The sequence below is a fragment of the Actinosynnema sp. NPDC053489 genome (genome assembly GCF_044544865.1).
Lineage (GTDB): Bacteria > Actinomycetota > Actinomycetes > Mycobacteriales > Pseudonocardiaceae > Actinosynnema.
On the sequence record NZ_JBITXT010000002.1, the window covers coordinates 648,879 to 667,406 of the forward strand.

Annotated in this window: 9 protein-coding genes and 2 pseudogenes; 3 read left to right on the forward strand and 8 right to left on the reverse strand. The window is 71.2% G+C overall.

Annotated features, from left to right (window positions below; genetic code table 11):
* Positions 1 to 18: 18 nt before the first annotated feature.
* The 5 genes from ACIGNX_RS06125 to ACIGNX_RS06145 form a co-directional block, all read right to left on the reverse strand.
* A complete protein-coding gene (locus ACIGNX_RS06125) occupies positions 19 to 6,111 on the reverse strand; it encodes an Ig-like domain-containing protein (protein WP_396536835.1) in 6,093 nt (2,030 codons plus the stop codon).
* 149 nt (positions 6,112 to 6,260) lie between these two features.
* A complete protein-coding gene (locus ACIGNX_RS06130) occupies positions 6,261 to 7,757 on the reverse strand; it encodes a serine/threonine-protein kinase (protein ID WP_396536837.1) in 1,497 nt (498 codons plus the stop codon).
* Positions 7,754 to 9,013 carry an FHA domain-containing protein gene (locus ACIGNX_RS06135; RefSeq protein WP_396536839.1) on the reverse strand — a complete coding sequence of 420 codons (1,260 nt, stop codon included), beginning with the start codon at positions 9,011 to 9,013 and terminating at the stop codon, positions 7,754 to 7,756. The genes ACIGNX_RS06130 and ACIGNX_RS06135 overlap by 4 nt, the downstream gene beginning before the upstream one ends.
* Positions 9,010 to 9,633: a PP2C family protein-serine/threonine phosphatase gene (locus tag ACIGNX_RS06140; protein ID WP_396536841.1), complete on the reverse strand. Its 624-nt coding sequence runs from the start codon at positions 9,631 to 9,633 to the stop codon at positions 9,010 to 9,012. The genes ACIGNX_RS06135 and ACIGNX_RS06140 overlap by 4 nt, the downstream gene beginning before the upstream one ends.
* A 139-nt stretch (positions 9,634 to 9,772) precedes the next feature.
* Positions 9,773 to 10,834 (reverse strand): hypothetical protein, encoded by a 1,062-nt coding sequence (locus ACIGNX_RS06145; RefSeq protein ID WP_396536843.1) that lies wholly within the window; start codon positions 10,832 to 10,834, stop codon positions 9,773 to 9,775.
* Between the two features lie 310 nt (positions 10,835 to 11,144).
* On the opposite strand from ACIGNX_RS06145, the gene ACIGNX_RS06150 reads away from it, so the two are divergent.
* Positions 11,145 to 12,884: a hypothetical protein gene (locus tag ACIGNX_RS06150; RefSeq protein ID WP_396536845.1), complete on the forward strand. Its 1,740-nt coding sequence runs from the start codon at positions 11,145 to 11,147 to the stop codon at positions 12,882 to 12,884.
* A 333-nt stretch (positions 12,885 to 13,217) separates the two neighbouring features.
* On the opposite strand, the gene ACIGNX_RS06155 is transcribed toward ACIGNX_RS06150, so the two are convergent.
* The 3 genes from ACIGNX_RS06155 to ACIGNX_RS06165 all read right to left on the reverse strand — a co-directional run bounded on the left by ACIGNX_RS06155 (position 13,218) and on the right by ACIGNX_RS06165 (position 15,436).
* Entirely contained in the window at positions 13,218 to 13,466 is a 249-nt protein-coding gene (locus ACIGNX_RS06155; RefSeq protein WP_396536847.1) for a hypothetical protein, read from the reverse strand.
* 613 nt (positions 13,467 to 14,079) lie between these two features.
* Complete coding sequence (locus tag ACIGNX_RS06160) at positions 14,080 to 14,613, reverse strand: hypothetical protein (protein ID WP_396536849.1); 534 nt, start codon at positions 14,611 to 14,613, stop codon at positions 14,080 to 14,082.
* A 45-nt stretch (positions 14,614 to 14,658) separates the two neighbouring features.
* Positions 14,659 to 15,436, reverse strand: a protein-coding gene (locus ACIGNX_RS06165; RefSeq protein ID WP_396537004.1) for an IS5 family transposase whose coding sequence is annotated in 2 segments (ribosomal slippage) — positions 14,659 to 15,106 and positions 15,105 to 15,436 — 780 coding nt in all. Because the reading frame shifts where the segments join, the coding sequence is not laid out codon by codon here.
* Positions 15,437 to 15,591: 155 nt separating this feature from the next.
* Between ACIGNX_RS06165 and ACIGNX_RS06170 the strand changes: the two are divergent.
* Both ACIGNX_RS06170 and ACIGNX_RS06175 read left to right on the forward strand, forming a co-directional pair.
* Positions 15,592 to 16,373: pseudogene (locus ACIGNX_RS06170) on the forward strand (transposase family protein).
* Positions 16,374 to 17,573: 1,200 nt separating this feature from the next.
* Positions 17,574 to 18,468, forward strand: a pseudogene (locus tag ACIGNX_RS06175) (IS982 family transposase).
* Positions 18,469 to 18,528: the final 60 nt, after the last annotated feature.

Genomic DNA, 18,528 nt, shown 5'->3' on the forward strand with positions numbered 1-18,528 from the left:
CTCTTCTCTCGTGCTTCATTACCAGACCATCGAGCCCTGGACGCCACCGCAGGTCACGTAAACGCGTTCGCGTGGATATCCGTAGTAATTGCGGGTCTGGCGCTGCTCGTTCGGCCCGAAGTTCTCGTTGACGAATCCGACCGGACCGTGGTCGCTGGTGAAGGTGCACGTGACCGGCCCGCCGAAATTGGCCGTCCGCACGACGATGTACGCGCACGCGCTGCTCGTGCACACCCCGGTGCCGTTGCACCCGCCGGCCGGGCAGGGCGCGCCCTTGGACACCGTCACGCTGGGTGGCGGCGGAGGTGGTGGTGGGGTGTTCTGGGTCTTGGACTGGCTCAGCGGGGAGCGCACGCCGTCCGAGACCGTCACGGTGATGGTGTCCGAGGCGTTGTAGCCGACCTGGTCGCTGCCGCTCCAGCTCCACGCGCCGACGCCGGTGGTGAACGTCTGGCTCTGCCGGCTCGTCCGCACCTGCACGGTGGCGGGCTTGCCGTTGGGGTTCACGGACACGGTGAAGTTCACGACCTCGCCGCTGGCCGAGGTGGCGATGTCCAGGCCCCGGATCGGCCCGTAGGGGGTCGCGGAGGCGGACACCGGGCTGTCGCACGGGTTGCCCGCGTACGCGCCGCCCCCGCTGCCGTTGCACGCCTGGAGCGTCAGCGCCACGTCCTGCCCGTTGGGCAGGCCGTTGACCGTCTGCGTCGCGCCCGCCTGCCCACCGGTGGGGTAGGTCCAGGTGCCGCACGACCCGCCGCTCCACGTGCAGGTCACGGTGTTGCTCCGGCCGTGCGAGGCGGGCGCGTCGAACGACAGGGCGACCTGGCCGTCGACACCGGTCGGGGTGGCGGTGAACCCGGTGATCGGGTCCGGGGTCGCGGTCGCCTCCATCCGCGCCGGCGCCGACGGCGGCGAGGTGTGGCCGGCCGGTTGCGCGGCGGCGGCGCCGTTGGCGGCGGTCACGGTGTAGCTGTAGACCGTGCCGTCGTTGGCCAGGCCGTCGTCGGCGCACGTGGTGGCCTGCACGTCGGCGCACACCACCTTGTCGCCGGACCCGCTGCGGGTCAGCGTGTAGGTCGTCGGCGCCGGGCCGTTGGCCCCCACCGGCGCCCACGACACGGTCACCGCGCGCGAGGACGAGTCGGCCGAGGTCGCGGCGGTGAACGTCGGCGCGGCCGGTGCGGCGGGAGCGCCCGCCGACTGGCCCTCCACCGTGGCCGCCGGGCCGGGGCCCTGGGAGTTCACCGCGATGACGGTGAAGGCGTACTTGGCGTCGTTGTCCAGGCCGGAGACCGTGGCGCCGGTGCCGGTGGCGGTCATCCGCCCGCCGCCCGCCCAGGAGATCTCGTGCCGCAGCACGGGCGTCCCGTCGTTCTGCGCGGCCGTCCAGCTCAGCCGCAGGGTGCCGTCCTGCGGGTCGGAGGTCGCCAGGCCGGTCACCGCGCCGGGCACGGTGTTGGGCTGCGCGGACTCGGACCGGCCACTCGGCTTGCCCCAGCCCACGAGGTTGTGGGCGCGGACGGTGAAGGAGTACCGCTCGCCGTTGGTCAGCCCGGTGATCGAGCACGGGGACGCGGCGCACGTCTGCTTGCCGCTGCCGTAGTCGACCTCGTAGGAGTCCACCGGCGCGCCGTTGTTGGCCGGGGTGCTCCACGACAGCTCGACGACCTTGCTGAGCACCGCGCGGCCGGGCGCCGGCACGCCGGGCGCGTCCGGCACGCCCAGCACGTTCAGCGTGATCCGCCCGGTGGCCCGGCGGTCGGTTCGCCCGGTGTCGGCCACGTCGGTGACCACCACGTCGAAGGCGAGCACGCCGTTGGTGCCCGCGTCGGGCGAGATCCGCACCGACGAGCCGTCGGGCGCCACCGCGGCCGGGCCGCCGGAGACCTGCCGGACCTCGACCACGGAGACCTCGGGGTCGCGCAGCGCCGAGCGCACGTGCGGCCGCAGGTCGACGGTCGCGGTGTCGCCCGCCTTCACGCCGTCCACCACCACCGGTGCCACGGCGGGCGGCGGCGCGGCGGTCACCCGGACCGCGAGCACCGCCTCGATCGCGTCGAAGCCGGCCACGCCGATGGCGAGCGACCCGGTCGAGCCCGGGGCGGCCCCGCCGGCCGCGGTGATGGACAGGGTGCGCCCGCCCGAGCCGTCCACGGAGACGTTCGCGGGTTGCTCGCGCCAGGAGGCGGTGTACCCCAGCCCGCCCGCCGCGGCCCGGTCGGCGACCCACACGTGGCAGACCGAGGTGACGTCCACCCGGACCGGCGGCCCGCCCTCGACCACCGGCAGCGCGCCGTCCGGGCAGCGCAGCACGGGCGTGTCCGGGCCGACCTGCACGGGCACGGTGACCACGGCGGTCAGGCCGTCGGTGAGGCCCTCGCCGTCGGTGACCTCGAACGTCACGGCCGCCGGTCCCGCGTAGCCGTCGCGGGCGGTGAGCACCAGCTCCTCATCACCCCGGTTGGCGACCCGGAGACCCGCGGGCGCGGCCCACACCCGGTCGGTGAGCGTCAGCCGGGGGCGGCGGCCCGACGGCACGACGAGGTAGTCCGCGATGCGCACCGCTGTGGTCCCGTCGACGGGCACGTCGACGGTGCGGCCCGGTTGGGCGTACGGGGCGCCGGAGCCCGGGGCGGGCACGTGCACGACCCCGACCGCCGTCGCGCCGCCGCCGTCGGCGATCTCGTAGGCGAAGGCCCGCGGGTGCTCGCCCACCGGCACGGTGACCCGGTCGCCGGAGACCGACGCCCCGTCGCCGAACACCCTGGTCACCCTCAGCTCGGAGCCGTCCTGGTCGCCGGCGACCTCCAGCGGCGCCACCTCGACGGTCTTCGCGTCGCGCTCGGGGCGTGGGAACAGGTCCCCGGCGCTGGGCGGGGCGTTGTAGTCCTCCTGCCCGCGCACGGTCAGCGTCGCCACGGACGCGCGGCCGATGCCGTTGGTGATGCCGTAGGCGACCACGGTCGGCCTGCCGTCGGCCGCGGGGGCGGTCAGCTCGACGAACCCGTCCTCGCCGGCGAGCCGGGCGCCGGGGTTGCGGTCGGCGAGGGGCTCGACCTCGGTGGTGTCGTCGTGCACGTCGTTGGCCAGCACGTCGACCACCAGCCGCGCGCCGGGCGCCGCGGTGACCACGTCGGGCACCGCGACCGGGGGCTGGGGGTCGCCCGGCGGCACCACCGCGACCCGGACGGTCGAGGAGCCGCTCTTGCCGAACGGGTCGGTGACGAGGTAGTCGAACCGCTCGGTGCCGCCGGCGGTCGGGAACGCCTGGTAGGTCAGGGAGGTCGCGCCCAGTTCGAGCACGCGGCCCAGGGACGTGGCCGAACCGATGCCGGTCACCGCCACGGTGTCGCCGTCGGGGTCGACGCCGCTGGTGGGCACCGGGATGGTGACCGTGTCGCCCGCGACGACGCGCACCTCCACCGGGCGGGGCGCCGGTGGCTGGTCGGGGGTGGTCGGCGTGGGCGCGGAGGTGACGGTGACGTGCGCGCGGCCGACGGCCTGGTCACCCGCCGGGTTCTGCGCGACGTAGTCCACGGTCACCGTCGTCGGCGTCTCCACCGCCGGGGGCGCGACGAACCGCACGACCGCGCCGGCGACGTACGCGGCGCCCACGTCGGTGCGGCCGTCACGGGTGACCGCGGCGAGCCGGCCGCGCTCCGGCGCGCCCGGGACGTTGGCCTGGAGGGTGAGCACGTCGCCGCCCGGTGAGGTGTCGTTGTCCAGGACGGGGATCGCGACGGAGTCGCCCGCGCGCACGGTGGCGTGGTCGTCCTTCGGCACCGGCGCGTCGTCGGCGGGCGGCGGCAGCTGGGTGACGGCCACCTCGCCGGTGACCGGCCCGGTCACGCCGTCGGTCACCGTGTAGCGGACGAGCTGCGGGTTGGGTCGCAGCTGCGGGTCCAGCGCGTTGAGCCGGAGCCAGCGGCCCTTCACCACGGCCACCTCGACCTGCGGCTGGTCGCCGGGCGCGGTGGCCTGCTGCACGGCGAGCAGGCCACCGGCCGGGCTGAAGTCGTTGGCCAGCACGTCGACCAGCACCGGCTGCTGGCCGTGCAGCACGGCGGTGTCCGGCATGGCGACCGGCGGCGCGGGGGAACCCGGCGCGGCCACCAGGTCGACCCGCACGACGGCCTTGGCGAACGGCGCGTTGCCGAACGCGGCGGTGTACTCCAGCACGAGCGTGTCCGGCTTGGTGCCGGTGAGCACGACCGTGCCGGTCTTGAGGTCGGTCGTGACCGTCGTGCCCGCGGGGACGGCCGGTTCGGCGGCGAGCCGAAGCGCGGCGGTGGGGTCGGTGGGGTCCGAGCCGGGCAGGTCGTTGTCGAGCGGGCGGATGCTCACCGGGCTGCCGACCTGGCCCCGGGCGACGTCCGGCTGGGCGACCGGCGCGACCGGGGTGGCCTCCGCCGCGTCCTGCACCACCACCCGCTCCGAGCGCCCGACCGGGTCGCCGACGCCGTCGGTGACCCGGTAGTCGACCTGCACCGGGCCGCCCGCCACGGGCGCGGCGTACTCGACGAACCCGGTGGACGCGGCCGTCGCCGCGCCGGCCGGCGCGGTCGCGGCCACCAGCACGGTCGGGTCGCCGTCGTAGTCGCGCCAGTCGGCCAGCACCGGCAGCGAGATCCGGCCGCCGGAGGCGACGGTCCACTCGCGCGGCTCGGCGCCCTCGCGCACGGCGGGGGGCCGGTTCTCGGTGGCGGCACGCGCCTCGACGGTGACCGCGGCCGTGGCGTTGAGCCCCTTGCCGTCGTCCACGGTGTACCTGAAGTGCACGTCCCCGCCCTGCTCGGGCAGGGTGGCCTCGACGGTCTGGCCGTCGGGCGCGATGGCGAGGGCGGCGCCGGCGACGTCGGGCGCGGTGATCCCGGAGATCGACAGGACGTTGCCCGCCGGGTCCGAGTCGTTGTCGAGCACGTGCAGCACCGTCGTGCGGCCGGGTCGCGCGCCCAGCGTGTCGTCCACGGCCTTGGGCGGCTTGTCGCGGGCCGCGTCGGTGGTCTTGTCGTTCTTGTCCTTGTCGCTCTGCCGCTGCTCGGGTGGCGGCTTGACCGAGGACCAGTCGTCGACCTTGCGCTGCGTGCCGAGGTCCCACAGGGCGCCGGTGGCCAGGTCGTTGAGCACGACCGCCGACCGGTTCACCCGGAACACCGGCTCGACCAGGGCCTTGGCGTCCTTGAGGTTGCCGGGTGCCGCGGGCGCGCCGCCGCACGAGCGGGCGTAGCCGCCCCGGGCCCCGGACCAGGCCGCGTGGACGCAGTCCCCGGACCGGACGGGCTCGGCGGGCGCGCCCGCGGTCTCGTACAGGTCGGTGACCGCGCCGCCGTCCAGGGCGACGGCCTTGAGGGCGGTGCCGGTGGCGACGACGACCGTCCCGGCCTCGGGACCGGCCTGCTGCGGCACCGCGTCCCGGCCGACCTGGGCCGTCGCGCCGTCGGGCAGCAGCAGCGTCCCGGTCCCGGGGTCCAGCACCACCAGCCGGTCGCCGACCGCGGTGGCCTTCGGGGCGCGGACGGGCCGCCGGAGGTCCCCGTACTCGGTCGGGGCGAACCCCGGGCCGTCCGGGCGCGCGAGGGCCGTCTTCCCGTCCGCGCCCACCACGTGCAGCGCGCCGTCGACGCCGACGGCCATGGCCGCCCCTCCACCGACCTCCGCCACCGGCGGCGCCGAGGGGTCCAGGCCGTTGAGCGCCGTGACGCCGGCGCGGGTGTCGACCCGGATCGCCCACGCCTTGCCCGCGGCCGGGTCGAGGACGGCCAGCGTGCCGCCCGCCAGCCGCACCTGCGCCGTGCCGGGGACGGCCACGCCCTGGTCACCGAGCGTGACCGCACGGGCGGTGTCGACCGGGTGCAGCACGCTGTTCGCCCGGTCCCACGCGACCACCGCACCGGCGTCTTGGGCGATGTCGAGCTGGTAGGAGTCCCGCGCGCCGCCGGGCGGGCCGAAGGCGGCGTCGAGCGAGCCGACCGGTTTGTTCAGCCTGCCGAAAAGGCCGTCCCGGTCGCTGGTGACCCAGACACCGCCGTCGTTCAGGTCGACCTGGCGGATCGGGGCGCCCGGCGAGGTGACCGCGTACGCGACCAGCAGACCGGCGGCCAGGGAAAGCACGGCGCCGGATGCGACGGCCAGGCGGTGGCGACGCAGGAATACCAAGAGAATCCCCCGGTTCGGGAGCGGGATCGGCTATCGATTCGAACTATCGGAGGTGCGCCGGAATTCGTTGCACGGTTTTGCCGTGTATTTGTCGTCGATATTCCTCAGGGCCCGCACCCGGGTGGCGACCAGTCGACCGCGGCATTGCTCCCGTCCGCGCGCACGACCTTGACCTGGAGGCACAGCGGACCGGTCGAGGGCACGTCCGCGGTCGGTTCCCGGGCGGTGCCCGACAGCGCCCCGTCGGGCGTGCGCCAGGCGTAGGTGTCGCTGTCCTGCGCCGCCGAGTACGTCCAGGCGAACCTCAGCGTCGCGGGGTCGACCCGGGTCGCGGTGACGGTCGGCTTGCCGGGCGGGGTGTTGTCGCCGGCCGCGTCGACGTCCCCTCCGACGTCGGTGACCCGGGTGGGGGTCGGCGCCGCGCCCCGGTCGCCGTAGGTCGTCAGCACCAGCCCGCCGGCCACCGCGAGCACCACCACCCCGCCGAGCACCGCGACGACGGGCCACTTGGCGGCGCGCGGCGCGGGCGGCGGTGCGGGAGGACCCGCCCTGAGGACGGTGACCGGCGGTGGCGCGGGCCGGGGCACGGCCGGTCCGGTGTGGACGACCGGCCGGTACGGCACCACCTCGAAGATCGGTCCGGCACGGCGGGGGGCACCGTCGTGGCGCACGCCCCGGTGCCGGGTCGCGGTGAGGTCGACGGGCGACTCGGGCGGTGCCTCGCGCGGCGTCTCCAGCAGGCGCACCGGTTCGGACTCCAACGCCAGCTCCGTGACGGGCAGGCCGAGTTCCGACTGGACGGCCTGGAGCTGCCGCGCCAGCTCGACGGCGCTGCCGGGGCGGGCGGCGGGGTCGACCGACATGGCCCGGTGCAGCAGCGCCTCCAGCGACCGCGGCGCCCTCCCGGTCGGCGGCGGGCCGCCGCGCAGGATGCGGGCCTCCACCGCCGCCAGCGAGTCGTCCCCGCCGGGGACGGAGAACGGCGCGTGCCCGGTCAGCAGGTGCCACAGCGTCGCGCCGAGCGAGTACACCTCGGCGGGCACGCCCGGCTCCGTCCCGGTCGGCCGCACCACCTCCGGCGGCGACCACGGCACCGACAGCATCACGTGGTCGCTCTTGACCGGTCCGACCAGCTTCTCGGCGATGCCGAAGTCCGTCAGCGCGGGCTTCTGGTAGGAGTTGACCAGGATGTTGGCCGGCTTGATGTCGCGGTGCAGGATGCGCGCCCGGTGCGCGGTCTCCACCGCGCCGGCGATCTTGACGCCCACGTCCAGCACGCGCGGCACGGTCAGCGGCTGCCGCGCCGACGCCTCCTTGAGGTCCGAGCCGGAGTAGTACTCCATCACGAGGTACAGCCGGCCGTCCGCGGCCTGGCCGGCGAAGTAGACGGTCACGATGTTGTCGTGGCTGCCGACCTTGGCCATCGCCTTGGCCTCGTCGATGAACATCTCCCGGACCTGCTCGGGCAGGCCGGCGTCGTTGAGCACCTTGACCGCGACCTCGCGCTCGGTGCTGTGCTGGAAGTAGGCGTGCACGGTGGCGAAGCCGCCGCGGCCCAGCTCGCGGCGGTGGGAGAAGCCGGGGATGTCGGGGGGCGTCATGCGGTCACCTCGTAGGTGAAGAAGGTGTTCTCCCCCAGCACCACCCGCGAGCCGGGCGGCAGGGGGTGCGGGATGAGCGCGGCCAGCTCCTGCGCGGGCCACCCGGGGGTGATGACCGACGTGCCGTTCTTGGAGCCGAGGTCGACCACGTGCACGTCCCAGCCGTCGAGGCGGACCTCGACGTGGTTGCGGGAGATGTCGTTGCCGCGCACGGCCAACCGGATCGCGTGCGACCCGCGCGGGCCGGCCTGCGGGTCGCGACCGAGCACGACGCCCCGGTCGAGCGTGACCAGGCCGCCGGTGGACAGGCGCAGCACGCCCAGCGGCGGGCGCGGCACCACGAACGCCTCCTGCGGTGCGATGTCGTGCGCGCAGACCCGGCACGACACGGCGTACTCGGAGTTCAGGTGCTGGTTCGGGCAGGCGACCGCGCGGACCCTGGGCGCGCCGAGCGTGCTGACGTGGTGGGTCTGGTCCGGGGTGCCGCGGTGGCGGAGCATCGTCTCCTCGACCGGGGGACGCACCCAGCCGAAGGACTCGATCACGCCGTCCGAGTCGAGCCGCACCGGGACGGGCGCGGGTGGCGGCTCGGCCTCCGGCCGGGGCTCGGGTTCCGGTTCGGGTTCGACGCGCGCGGCCTCCGGCGGTTGGACGGGCCGCTGGCCGCCGGACGGGCTGAAGACGTGGTCGTGCTTGAAGTCCGCGAGGTCGACCGGCTCGGCGGACGACCGCGGGGCAACCGGTTGCGGCGCGGGTTCGCCCAGGGCGGCCTCCCGGTCCGGGACCACCGGGGCGTCGGCGGTCGTGGTGCTCGCGGTCGCATCCGCCGCCAGCCGCACCACCACCTCCTCCGCCAGCACGACACCGCGTTCCACGGGCAGCTCCGGCCGGCCCGCGCCACCACCGGAGGCCAGCCTCAGCCACGTGCGGTCGGCCTCCAGACCGCGGTCCAGCCAGGTCGCCACGCCCTCGGCCACCAGCTCGCGCACCGCGCCGTCCGGCCCACCGACCTCCACCCGGGCGGCGCCGCGCAGGACCACCCGCCGCTCCTGCCCGGCCCACCGCGCGAGCGCGAAGTTCCCCACCGCCCGGAAGCCCTCGTGCACGATCGCGCTCAGCACCTCGTCCAACCCCGCGCCGGCCGACACCAGCTCCCAGCACCGCCCGACCAGCTCCGCGGCGGGGTCCGCGTCGAGCAGCAGCCACGTGCCCCCGCCGACCACCGCCACCACCCCGCCCGGCCGGTACGTGATCACCGGGCACCCCGCGGCGCGGTGTCCTCGGACGCGGCCGGGTCGGTGCGGTGGTCCACGACGACCGCGGTCACGTTGTCCCGACCACCGGCCGCGACCGCGGTGCGCACCAGTTCGTCGGCCGCCCGCTGCGCGTCGGGCGCGTCGCGCAGCACCTCGGCGATCTCGCCGTCCTCCAGCTCCCCGGTGAGCCCGTCGGAGCACAGCAGGAACCGCGTGCCGCCGACCGCCGGGAACACCCACTGGTCCGGTTCCGGCGGCCACGCCGAGCCCAGCGTGCGCGTGATCACGTGGCGCAGCGGCGAGGTGCGCGCCTCCTCCGGCGTGAGCACCCCGGACGCGACCAGCTCGGCGGTCTCGGAGTGGTCCTCGGTCAGGAGGGTCAACGCGCCCGCCGCGAACCGGTAGACGCGCGAGTCGCCGATGTTGAACACCACCCAGTGCGGCGAACCGGCCAGCGCGACCAGCGCCAGGCCCGTGACCGTGGTGCCCATGCCCTCCTGCTCGGGGTGTTCGGCGGCGGTGGTCCGGATGGCGGCGCTCGCGGCGGCCAGCGCGCGGCGGATGCCGTCCGGCCCCAGGTCCGCGTGCCCGTCGAGCTCGCGCAGGTGCGCCACCGCCATGGCGCTGGCGACCTCACCGGCCGCGTGCCCCCCATGCCGTCGGCGACGGCGAACAGCCGCGTGCCGACCAGGGCGCTGTCCTCGTTGGAGGCGCGCACCAGGCCCGTGGACGTGGCCCACCCGGCGTCGAGCACCCCGGTCACCGGCCGACCGGTTCCACGAGCCGCGCGACCGCGAGGTCCCGCGACGACGGTTCGCCCCGGGCTTCCCCGGTGACCGAGTCCGACAGGAACCACGCGCCGTCCCCGTCCACCGCCACCGCGAGCGAGGCCGTCCGGTCCGCGGTCGCCGTGCGCACCTGCACGGCCAACCCCCGCACGAGGTGCCGGTCGAGGAACCTCGCCGCCTGGTCCCCGAGCGGCGTGCCGCGGTCCGACGGGCTCACCGGGAACCGGCCCGACCCGACCGGCAACAGTCCTATGTGGAGCGTTAGACCGGTCACGACGTGCACCGGACGTCCACCGTCCCACTCGAGCATCCGGGTGACGCGACCGCCCACCGCCGCCGTGAGGTCGTCGTGCGAGTCCTGCTCCCACTCCCGGGGGATGGGGTGCTCCCACACCAGGCAGACCCCACCGACCACGAGCCCGGCACCGACGACGACCGGCGCCCCCGCCGTCCCGGCCACGACGAGCCCGGTCACCCCGAGCGTCGTGCCCGCGATGGCGGGGGCCGCGCCCACACCGTCGTCGAACGTCTCGAGGGAGGCCGGGTCGGTCACCAAGCCGTGCGGGAAGTCCCCGGTCCCGACCGCAGTGGTCACCACCTCTTCGGCGAACCGGGTGACCGCCTTGGCGGTGTCGTGCAACCGGTCGCCCAGGTGGCCGCTCCGCACGGCGTCGAAGACGTCGAACGGGTACTCGCCCGCCGCCACCAGGCCCAACAACGCCCTGCCGCCACCGGCGAGCCACTCACCGCCGGACCACGGGCGAACGTCGAAGGCCGCCGCCCCACCGGCAGTCCGCTGCTGCTGCGCCCGCACGAGCAACCAACCGCCCCGCTCCCGCAACGCCGAGGCCGCCGACGCCAGGTGACCGTCCCACCGCGACCGGGAGTCGTCCGCGTCGACGCCCTGCCACGGCCCGAACGCCACGGCACACCCGACCTCCGCGCGCAGCGCTTCAAGCCGCTCCGCCGCGTCCGCGAACGCTCGCCCCAAGCCGTCGAGCTGATCGAGATCGGACCCCAGGACCTGCCCCATCAGCGCCTCCACGACGTGATCACCCCGGCGGTGACCGCCACTCGGGTCTCACATCGCCGGGCACATCGGGAACGTTGCAGCAGAACGTAATGAGAGCAATCCTCGAATGCCGGATTTTGAGGCCAAAAGAGTGAAAGCCCAGTCACCGACCGTGCCAAAGCCGCCCGCCAACCCAACACTTCACCTGGATGGACCAAACACACCAGTCGACCCATTCCGCTATCACTCCACCCGCAACGCACTGGGCCGTAGACTTCGGCGCTCAACGCCGACGCGGCCCGGCCGTTGCGCGCCTGCGGGAGGAGATCGCATGCAGGACCCTTCGGACTCGGTGGAGATCACCGAGCCTGAGCAGGACGGCCGGAGCGACACCACCGGGTTACCCGTCGTCGACAGTCCGACGTCCGACTCGAGCCTCGATCCGGCGACGTCGACGGTCCTGGTGGAGGTGCTCCCGGGGGTGGCCGTCGTCGCCGGTGAGGTCCCGCCGGAGTTGAAGCCCCGCCTGATCGACTTCGGGATCGTGCCCGCCGCCGACCGCAAGCAGATCTCGGCGATCCTCGCCTCGATCGGGAACGCGGCCACCGCGGTCGACAACCTCGGGAACGCGTTCGCCGGCGTGCAAGGCCTCTACCGGGTCGATGCCACGACACGGGCCCTGCTGAACAGCGGCGCGACGCTCGCCGTCAAAGACGGCGGGAACCTCGGCGCGGTGATGAAATCCGGCCGCGTCGTCCACCAGGCCCGCTTCTACCCCGTGCACGCGCCGAGCGTGGCACGAATGGCGGCCTCGATCGGACCGGCGCTGGCCATGGTCGGCCTCCAGATGATGCTGAGCGAGCTCTCCGGCCTCGTCAAGAAGAACCTCGCCGTGACGAACCAGGTCCTCACCACCCTCCGCAAGGACCAGTGGGCCGAACTGACGGGGCTCGTCACCGCCATCGATCGCGCGGTCGGCCAGGCGCAGGAGATCGAGTCGGTCCCGACGTCCCTGTGGGAGGACGTCGCGGGCAGCGGAGCGCTGCTGCGGAAGCAGCTCGAGCTCTACCAGGGGAACGTCGGCGAACACGTCAGGCAGATCAGCCAGACCGACGCCCGCGGCCACCGCGGGTACCTGCAGGCGAACGCCGAGGTCATCGCCTTCGACGTCCACGCCCTCCTGTCCTCCCTCAAGGCGTGGACCGGGTACCACGCGCTTCGCGCCGCGAGGGCCAGGGCCGCCAGCCGCGAAGACGCCGCCGAGGCGCACTACGCCGAAGTCATCGCACGCGACACCCAAGCGGAGTTCGACTCCACCCTCGCCGAGGCGACGAGCCTCATCGACGCGCTGACGCGGGAACTGCGGATCACCATCGAACTCCGCAGCCCTGACTCGTGGCCCCTGCCGGGGAAGCGGAAGGACGTGAAGGCGGCCCGCGAAGTCTCCGCCCGGCTCCTGGAGGCGATCGGACCCCTTGCCGACGCCCTCCACCCGCCGATCCCGCCGCTCCAAGCTCCGGCCGTCGTCTGTGCCCCCGAATCACTGGACCTGGAGCCGTACCTCCGCATCCTGCGGTGGCACTTCGAGGACGGCGAGGAACTCCGCGTCCTCGGCTTCCCCGACCAACCCGAAACCTCCGGTCCCCTCTCCGCGATCGTCGGCGGAGCGATGGACATGTTGACGGCAACGAGGGACAGGGCCACGACACTGGTCGCCGTCACGGATCGCCGCATCGTCACAGCCAAGACGACCGCGTTCCTCGAGCAAGCCGAGGTCCGCCAGAACATCCCGATCGACCAGGTGCGCTACGTCCGAGTGCTCACCACCCAGGACCAGGACTCACGCTCGGCGATCGACCTCATCACGCGCGACGAGAACATCCGGTGGCTCTTCCACCCCGACGTCGACAACACCCGGGTAAACGCCCTCGCCGCCGTGCTCGCCGAGTCGATGACCATCCCGGACGCCGAACGCGACGACCTTCGACGCCGCCACTACATCGCCGTCGAAGCGGGCGAAAGCGCCGACACCAGCTCCACGGAACCACCCAAATCCGAAGCCACTACCTGACCACCACCTCGCGATCAGCGCTCGCCTGCAGAAAGTCGTCAACCTGCTCCTGCCAGACGATCTGCACACCACAGTGACACTTGAGACACACTGGTCGCACCGCATCAACGAACCACGCCCAACGACCGTCAATGCGTGTCAACTACGGCGAAGCGCAGCCAACCGACCTGAGCCTCACTCTGCCAGTGCTGTTCCACAACTGCTCTGACCAGCGCAAACAGCGAATCAGCACGTCGGCCGGTGCCGTTCGCCGCCGTCGCACGTCGTTCGACTCCGCCGCCTGCTCCAGATCTGCTCCACACACCGCAGCGTGAATGGCGTCAGAGGCCGAGTTCAACCGTCGACACGCGTTCCCCACGGGCGGGTGCGGAACTCGGTCCGCACCCGCAGTGTCGACGCCAACCTGCCGGTCGATCGCTCGCCCCGCTCGCGCCACGCCGCCGTCGTCGCCTCGCCGGGAAAGCTCGAACTCGGCAAGTCGCTCCGGTCATAGATGGCCTGGAACTCCTCGTCCCACGAATCGATCGCTGCCGCCAGGTCGGACGATGCACCGAGCTCGACCACGAGCCGCCGGCAGTGCACTTGTCGACGATCGCCTCTTCCGCAGTGCGGACTCAGAACGGGAAGCACTCCCACTCCGGTACCACACGGATCGAGACCAGTTGTTTCGTTGCCCGTCCCTGATCATCGGAGAGTCGTCGCCTCAAGAGCCGAAGGGCTTCGGTGCAGGTCTTGTCGCGTGCGATGAACTTGTCCAAACCATTCACCAGATCAGCGCCAGCCAGGCAATTCGCGCGCCCACAGCCGCGCGAACCGCACCAACTCAACAACCGCGCCCAACACTCGCTAATGCATGCCAACTGCGGCGAAGTGCAGCCAACGAACTTGAACCGCACTCTGCCAGCGCGATCCTTCCGAAGATCTGACCAGCGCAAACAGAGAACCGCACGTCAGCCGGTTCCGTTCACCGCCGTTCGAAGCCGTCGCACGTCGTTCGACTCCTCCGTCTACCCCAGATTAGCTCCACACACCGCAGTGTGAACGGCGACAATAGGTGCCGCGTCAACCTCGAACACACGCCTCGCGCTCGAGATCCGACCATTACTGCGCCGCTGCCAACGCCGGCCGCACAACGTCGTGCAGCTACGCCTGGGCCCTGCACGTCCGCTGTGCCGCCACGCAAGCGACCAAATACCTAATCGACCGCCGCGCCGTACACCTCGTCGTACAGGTCTGGGTTCATCGCCAGGCGCCCTTGACCGTCGACGAAGTAGGCACCGCGACGATAACACTCATTGAACAGTGAGATCATTTGCTCAAGACTGCTGAACTCGATCTCCGTCTGCTCACCCAGAAGTATTCCGGCCACACGAGCATTATTACCCGGCTCCCACACCGCAGCGTAAATGTCTCCACTCGCGCCACCGAGTACAGGCACCCAGTGATCACCTAAAACGGGATCCCCAGAATGAAATTGAATGAACTTGACAGCCTCTTCCAAAGACAGCGGAGCATAGCCGGGAATAATGTTGATGTCGTCTTGAAGCTGTCCTGGGTGCAATTCGACACCGTTGCACCAACCGAACCACGTGATCACTTCCCCAGGCGGCACCTCACCGAGCGCTCGCTCGACCACTCCAACGTCGACTCCAGGCGCGAGCCACGAGGCGACCGGACGAGCCAGTGCAACGAGCCTCTCCATGAGCGATTCAAGCTCCGTCAGCAACACCTTCAGTCCTCCGTCCAGTCATCGTCCACGTACATAGACCACGTCTCACGTGGCTAATTTGGTGAGCTGTTTGAAGCAGGTCAGCGTTGCGGCGAGAGTGAGGAGGCCGCAGTAGTTGTCGGCGTGGCGTTCGTAGCGGATGGTCAGGCGCCGGTAGCCGGTCAGCCACGAGATCGTGCGTTCCACGACCCAGCGGTGTCGGCCGAGGCGTTCGGATGAATCAATGCCATTGCGTGCGATGCGCGGGATGATGCCGCGGTGGCGTAACCATCGGCGGAGGTGGTCGATGTCGTAGGCCCTGTCGGCGTGCAGCTTCGCGGGGCGGAAGCGTCGTGAGCGGATGTGCGGGATGGCCATCAGCATGGGCTTGAGCGCCTGGCTGTCGTGCAGGTTCGCGGCCGACACCCCGATCGCGAGTGGAAGTCCGCGCCTGTCGGACACGATGTGGATCTTCGAGCCGGGCTTGCCGCGGTCGACCGGGTTCGGACCGGTCAGGTCGCCCCTTTTTCGCCCGGACCGTCGCGGCGTCCAGGATCGCCCGCGACCAGTCGACCTCCCCTCGGGAACCGAGCTCGTCCAGCACGGCCTGGTGCAGCCGCCGCCACAGCGCGGCCTTCGTCCACCGCGTGAACCGGCGGTGCGCGGTCGGCACGGTAAGCAACTCCGGCCACCCGCACCCGCTGGTCAAGACGTAGACGATCGCGGTGAACACGGCCCGGTCGTCCACCGGCGCCGTACCACCGCCCTGCGGACGCTGCCTGAACCTCGGGATCAACGGCTCCGCCAACGCCCACAACTCATCGGGCACCAACCGCAACGACAACCGATCAACCACGAACCAAGATCATGACACAGTGAGCCTTTTTCATCGTGACGTTGCAGGTCACAGCGCAGGCTGAGTGTTGGGAGCGAGGTGGACGAGGCTCCCGGTAAGACAGCAGTCGACCAAGATCCGATGCCCCGACCGGGAGCCTCGCCGTGCTGTCTTACCCTGCCGCGATCCCGCTGTCCAACCACACCCTCGTCCGCTTGGCCGATCTCATCCGCGCCGAGCGGACGCGGCTCCGAACGCGGTGGCGGCGACTCGATCCCGGTCGTCAGGCGCTGCTGGTGCCCGCGCACCTGCGCAACGGTGACACCCACACCCACCTCGCCGCCGGTTTCGACATCTCCTGCACCACCGCCTGGCGCTATGTCCGTGAAGCGGTGGACCTGCTCGCCGCCCTGGCCGACGACCTCCACACCGCCGGCGAACGCGCCGCCCGCCTGGCCTACGCGATCCTCGACGGCACCCTGGTCCCGATCGACCGCGTCGCCGACCAGAAGCCGTACCACCCGGGCAAACACCACCGCCACGGCATCAACGTCCAGGTTCTCGCCGACCCGGCGGGTCGACTGGTGCGGGCCTCGCCGGCCCCGCCCGGCGCCGTGCACGACCTGACCGCGGCCCGAACCCACGGCCTGATCGATGTACTGACGATCATGAGGTGACCACGTTCGCCGACAAGGCCTACCAGGGTGCGGGCGGCACGGTGCGCACCCCGTTCAAGCGTCACGCCGCCAGACCGCGGCTGTCACGCGATCAGAAGGCGGTCAACCGTGCCCACGCCCGCATCCGCGCCCTCGGCGAACGCGCCGTCTCGCTGCTCAAGGGTTGGAAAGTCCTGGCGAAGCTGCGCCGCTGTCCGCGTCGAGCCACCGCGGTCATCACGGCCATCCTCGTCCTGCACCACATCGAGACCCGCCGCCAACCACGATGAAAAAGGCTCACTACACCGGTGCATTCCACTGCGGAGCCGTATCGAAACGGCAGCGACCCCGCACAGGCGGCAGCAATGTTCTCGATCAACGTAAACGCGGGTCCGCCAGATGCCGAATCGCCACCCCCTAGTCCGGAACACATCAGCCAAGAACCTAGCTGTACCAGACTCGAAGGTGTCGAGGAAATTGGACCGAATCAGCCTTGACAACTATGAAGTTCAACCCCTTTTTCACACGGAACACCATTAGAACATCCTCGTTCGGATCGTGAATTATCACCCGCCCTCGATCCGAGTGAAGATCCACCGCCAGATAAGGCTCGCCATCATTACCCTCTGGAACCCCCTTCCAAATCTCAACCTCCACCATCCCTTCGACAGAAGGGATGGTGGAAAAAATAATCGAGTCCCGTTTCGCTTGATATGAAGAATCCTCAGGCTCCCAGTCTCCATGTTCCGACGATGCGTTCCCATCTCTGAGGATGAGACACCCGTGTTCGATCGGAGCGCTGAAGCTGCGCATCAGTTCAGCCAATATTATCAGTCCTTCTCCGCACGTCGGTTGAGACCGTTGACCTGACCACCCTGCTTCCTCGCACAACTCCAGCAGTGCGGGTACACCGTCTGGCACGAACCTGGTGGAAGCAATTTGGCCGAGGGCTGATGGTCCGGAATCCGGTTTCCACCAGGACGTCCGGAAGTCTTCGCGAGACAAGTATGACACCCGTGCGTATCACCGAACTCATTGATATAGTCTCGAACGAAGTCATCGTCGATGTTCCCGTCGACGAGAGCGATCCCCTCCCTCGCATGGTCACCTGGTAGCAACGTGGTCGTCTTGTCCACCGGGCAGGTCTAATTGTGGTTGAGGACCTCCCGATCGCCTACAACGACATAGTAGGGTGTGCAAGCCTTCAACCGTAAGGTTATGCACGCGACGGCTTTCGGTCCAGTTCGAGATTGATATGACCCGGACCAGTCCCCCTGTCGCTATCTCGAGGTACATGCCTCCACGCAGGGCTTGCGCCTTGACCCACTCACGGCTCTCTGGTGCCCAGACGGATGTCCTGCGGTCGCGGTCACCTTGACGATGGCGTCGTCCGCCTCGCCGTCAGTGTCGATCGTCAGTTCCACTAGACGAGTAATGCGTAAGTCCGGGGTGGTGACCGGAGACGGGCGAAGGGTGTTCAAGATCCGTTTGTGACGACAGACCTGAACACCCTTCTGACCGCACTCTACGTCAAGATCGACGACCACCTCGCGGGTAGGCGCCGGATGGGCAGACCGCCGAAGCTCACCGACGCCGAGCTGGTCACCCTCGCCGTGGCCCAGGCCCTGCTCGGGTTCACCTCCGAGGCCCGCTGGCTGCGGTTCCTGCCCACCCGGATGCCCGGCGCGTTCCCGCACCTGCCCGGCCAGTCCGGCTACAACCGCCACCTCCGGGCAGCGTTACCGCTGGTCAAGCAGGTCACACGCTGGCTGGCCGCCGACACCGACCTGTGGACCGACACCACCTGGATCGTCGACTCCACCCCGATCGAATGCGGCCGCTCCCGACCGACCGTCAAACGTTCGGAACTGGCCGGGTGGAGCCAAGTACGGCTACTGCCGCTCGCACTCCCGTTGGTTCTGGGGCCTGCGCCTGCACCTGGTCTGCACCCCCGCCGGACTGCCGATCACCTGGGCGCTGGCCGACCCGAAGATCGACGAACGGCAGGTGCTCATGGCGATCTGCGACCACGAACCCCACCTGCTCGCCGACCGGCCCGGCCTGCTGATCATCGCCGACAAGGGCTACGTCTCCGCCGAACTCGACCGCTTCCTGGCCGAGCGCGGCGTCCGGCTGATCCGGCCCTCCTACCGCAACCGCACCCCGCACCCCGGCGAGCCGCTGCTCAAGTCCGTCCGCCAGCTCATCGAGTCGGTCAACGACACCCTCAAAGGCCAGCTGAACCTCGAACAGCACGGCGGACGCACCATCGACGGCGTCGGAGTCCGCATCGCCCAACGACTCCTCGCCCTCACCGCCGCCATCTGGCACAACCGCACCACCGGCCAACCCGTCACCCGATCCCTGACCGCCTACGACCACTGACCGACTTACGCATTACTCGTCTAGTAGGGCTTTGTTAGGTGGTGTTGACCTGCGGTTTTA